The organism is Vibrio sp. V08_P9A1T1 (assembly GCF_963874405.1).
Classification (GTDB): Bacteria; Pseudomonadota; Gammaproteobacteria; order Enterobacterales; family Vibrionaceae; genus Vibrio; species Vibrio anguillarum.
The window spans coordinates 1-3,619 of record NZ_CAWNIB010000173.1 but is presented as its reverse complement, the minus strand read 5'-3'; the positions used below and the strand labels follow the sequence as shown (position 1 = coordinate 3,619).

Here is a 3,619-nt window from a genome sequence, read left to right as displayed (position 1 = left end):
AACACACACACGTAAAGAAGATTGGGTTGCCATTTTAACGGGAACCTTTTTGGTCGCACAAGGCGTCTTCTTTCTCCAGTCCGCTCATTTACTGACAGGTGGAACCGCTGGTTTAGCACTGCTGATCAGCCAGTTAGTCCCAGCCTCATTTGGTAGCATTTATTTTTTGGCTAACACCCCTTTTTACATTTTGGCTTGGAAACGATTCGGTCATCGCTTTGCCATCAACAGCGCGCTATCCGGCGCATTAGTCTCTATTTTTGCAGACCATCTTTATTTGGTAATTTCTTTGGAAATGGTCAATGAAATTTACTGCGCCATTGCCGGGGGATTATTAATGGGTCTTGGCATGTTAATTCTCTTTCGTCACCGTTCCAGCTTGGGTGGCTTTAATGTCTTGTGTTTGTTTATTCAAGATAAATTTGGGATCCCTGTTGGCAAAAGTCAGTTGGTTATAGATTGCTCAATTTTAGCTGCTTCTGCCTTTTTTGTTTCGTTTTCCATTGCCACACTGTCTGTGCTCGGGGCTGTCTCACTTAACCTTGTGTTAGCAATGAATCATAAACCCACACGATATAGCGTGACTTACCCTTAAGCTGTCGCAATACCCATAAGATTAAGAAGAGATAAAAATATAACCAAATTTAGCCTTAATTCTTACACCGTAAATGCCCCCCATTATTTTTATTTAAACATTAGCTAGCTCTTATATAACGGTCGTCTAACAAGGTGACCACATTAAGTTAATGCAGTAATAGCAAGTGATTACATCACCTTATCCGACTCTCGGTACTCCATCTCAAATTGAAAAACCCAAAATACAGTCACCCATTCCATATATCACACATCGCGTCTTATTTTTGATGCACCTGATCAGTTGAAGTCGTCGGAGCTTAATATGAGAATGCACTGCTAAAAAATAATTATTATTCGTTACCTTAATAATTGAGCGGTTAGGAGCTTCTACAATGGGTGAAAGAGGAAGGATCCGTATTTCTAACTATCAAGGTAAATTTTTCTACCGCCTGATAGATTGCTTAGTAATACTGATCACAATGTATATTACACTAAAGTTTCACTCACATATCGTTACGATGTCTTATATATCTGTGGGACTTTTAGGGGTTATTTTTTATTCATTTATTGCTGAAAGCCTTGATATATACAGCGGTTGGCGAACCACAAAACTTAGAGTTTTAACTCTACACACTGCTTTTTGTTGGGCTTCAACTGTTGGCTGCTTAACTTTAGTTGGTTATTTCACAAAAACTGGAAGCGATTTCTCACGTTTAATTTTAGGTTTTTGGTTTGTCGGATCATTTATTTTATTACTGCTTTGGCGCTTCGTCGCATTTACAGTCATTTACTATCTACATAAAAAAGGTTATCACACCACTAAAGCTGTCATTATCGGCATGACACCGCAGGGCCTAGAACTATCGAAAAATCTCATCAATAACCCTGAGTTAGGTATTAAACTGACTGGCTTTTACGATGATAGGGGTGATGAACGTATCGCAAGCCATATTCCAGTGCTCGGTAAAGTTAATGATGCATTAACACTTGCCAAAAACGGTCAAGTAAAAAGTGTGTACATAGCACTACCAATGCAAGCCCAGCATCGAATCAGCAAGATTCTAGAGGCCTTTTCGGATAGCACAGTGAATACCTATATTGTGCCGGATTTTTTCACCTTCAATTTACTGCATTCGCGTTGGTATACCATCGGCGATGTTAATGCTTTTAGTATTTTTGATACACCGTTCAATGGGTTAGGTACGTGGCTAAAACGTTTTGAAGATTTAGTCTTAAGTAGTCTTATCTTGATTTTAATCAGTCCTGTCCTTATTGCAGTTGCAGTAGGCGTGAAACTCAGCTCACCAGGTCCCATTATTTTCAAACAGATGCGTTATGGGCTGGATGGAAAGTCTATCAAAGTATGGAAATTCAGAAGCATGCGTGCCATGGACAATGGGAACAAAGTGACACAAGCAACAAAAAATGATCCCCGAGTGACTCCTTTTGGTGCGTTTATTCGGAAGACATCATTAGATGAGCTACCACAGTTTATTAATGTGCTACAAGGTCGAATGTCTATTGTCGGCCCTCGCCCTCATGCCGTAGCGCACAACGAAGAGTATCGAACGATCGTTAACCGCTACATGCTGAGACATAAAGTAAAACCAGGAATTACTGGCTGGGCACAAATTAATGGCTGGCGTGGTGAAACCGATACGCTAGATAAAATGGAAAAACGTGTCCAATTTGATTTGGACTATATACACAGATGGTCGTTGTGGTTCGACATCAAAATCGTATTTCTCACCGTATTTAAAGGATTTGTAGGCAAGAATGCTTACTAGAATGGATAAAGCATACTCATATGAAAACAACTAATTTAAATAGAATCGCGTCCTTTGGTTTGGCTTTTTTTGCGTTATCAGCCGTACAAGCAAAACCGCAACCTAACCCAATCATGACTGAGTCAGGGATTGCTATTGTACCGTTTTTAAACTTATCAACGGGTTATAACGACAACTTAGCAAAAGCGTCACAAGATCTCGAACATTCCCAATATTCAGTGTTCGAACCAGGTATCGGTTTAGCAATAGAGCCGACAAGTGGCCAGAAACATCGCGTAGGTTATCGACTACAAAGAGGCGATTTTTTCAGCTCTAGCAAAGATAACTACACTGACCATTTCTTTGATTTAGCCAGTGACTGGGAGCTCAATTCCAAGCATCGAGTTGACTTCAGCTATGCTCTTGCATTAACTCATGAACAGCGTGGTGATAACGATACGACACTCAATTTGTCGTACAACGAATACAACACCAATAACTTCAACCTCGGTTACGGTTTTGGTGGTGAAGACGCCAAAGGTCGAATAGAAACCAACCTTGGTTGGGGCAATTTGGACTATAAAAACAACCAAAATATTACTCAATACCAAAATTGGGATGAATTACGATTCAACAGCTCTCTATACTATAAAGCGCTGCCAAAAACATCGTTGGTTTTCCAAATTATCGTTAATGATAGGCATTATAGTGATATAGCCCCAGGCTCAACTCTCAAAGACAGCACCCATTATATGGGATATGTTGGTACCTCGTGGGACGCAACAGGGAAACTGCAGGGAAATGCCAAGGTCGGTATGCAACATAAAGATTTTGAATCCTCTTCTAGGGAAGATTTCGACTCTTTTTCATGGGATATTGATGTCACTTATCTCATCCGCACATACTCTGCAGTGCAGTTGAAAACAAATCGTAAATCAACCGATACTGACGGTACAGGTGATTCAATCGATACCAAAGTGTATAACGCAAATTGGACACACAATTGGAGTGACATCATCTCTTCTAACGTCGATTATTCTCTATTAAGCGAGAATTACACCAGCACTGCTCGCGACGATGACACCAGTAAGGTAACACTTTCATTAAGCTACGATTTTCGTCGTTGGCTAACATTCAAAGTCGGCTACCAACTTGAATCGAGAGATTCCAGCATCAGTTCGTTAAGCTACGATCAAAATGTTTATTACTTTGCTATTGAAGGTGTGATGTAACTTACGATGAAGTACTTCTTAGTCATTCTATTGAGTTGTCTTTCC

3 protein-coding genes are annotated in these 3,619 nt (G+C 40.1%); all 3 read left to right on the top strand.

Annotated features, from left to right (window positions below):
- Positions 1 to 595 (top strand): YitT family protein (locus AACT21_RS07730; RefSeq protein WP_094164211.1); only part of this gene is annotated, 595 nt, incomplete at its 5' end.
- A gap of 373 nt (positions 596 to 968) precedes the next feature.
- A complete protein-coding gene (vpsL, locus tag AACT21_RS07725) occupies positions 969 to 2,363 on the top strand; it encodes an exopolysaccharide biosynthesis glycosyltransferase VpsL (protein ID WP_013857348.1) in 1,395 nt (464 codons plus the stop codon).
- A 20-nt stretch (positions 2,364 to 2,383) separates the two neighbouring features.
- Complete coding sequence (locus AACT21_RS07720) at positions 2,384 to 3,574, top strand: outer membrane beta-barrel protein (protein ID WP_013857349.1); 1,191 nt, start codon at positions 2,384 to 2,386, stop codon at positions 3,572 to 3,574.
- The last annotated feature ends 45 nt before the right edge of the window (positions 3,575 to 3,619 follow it).

Coding starts and splice junctions, on each gene's coding strand:
- vpsL (WP_013857348.1), top strand. CDS start 969: ATGGGTGAAAGAGGAAGGATCCGTATTTCTAACTATCAAGGTAAATTT.
- AACT21_RS07720 (WP_013857349.1), top strand. CDS start 2,384: ATGAAAACAACTAATTTAAATAGAATCGCGTCCTTTGGTTTGGCTTTT.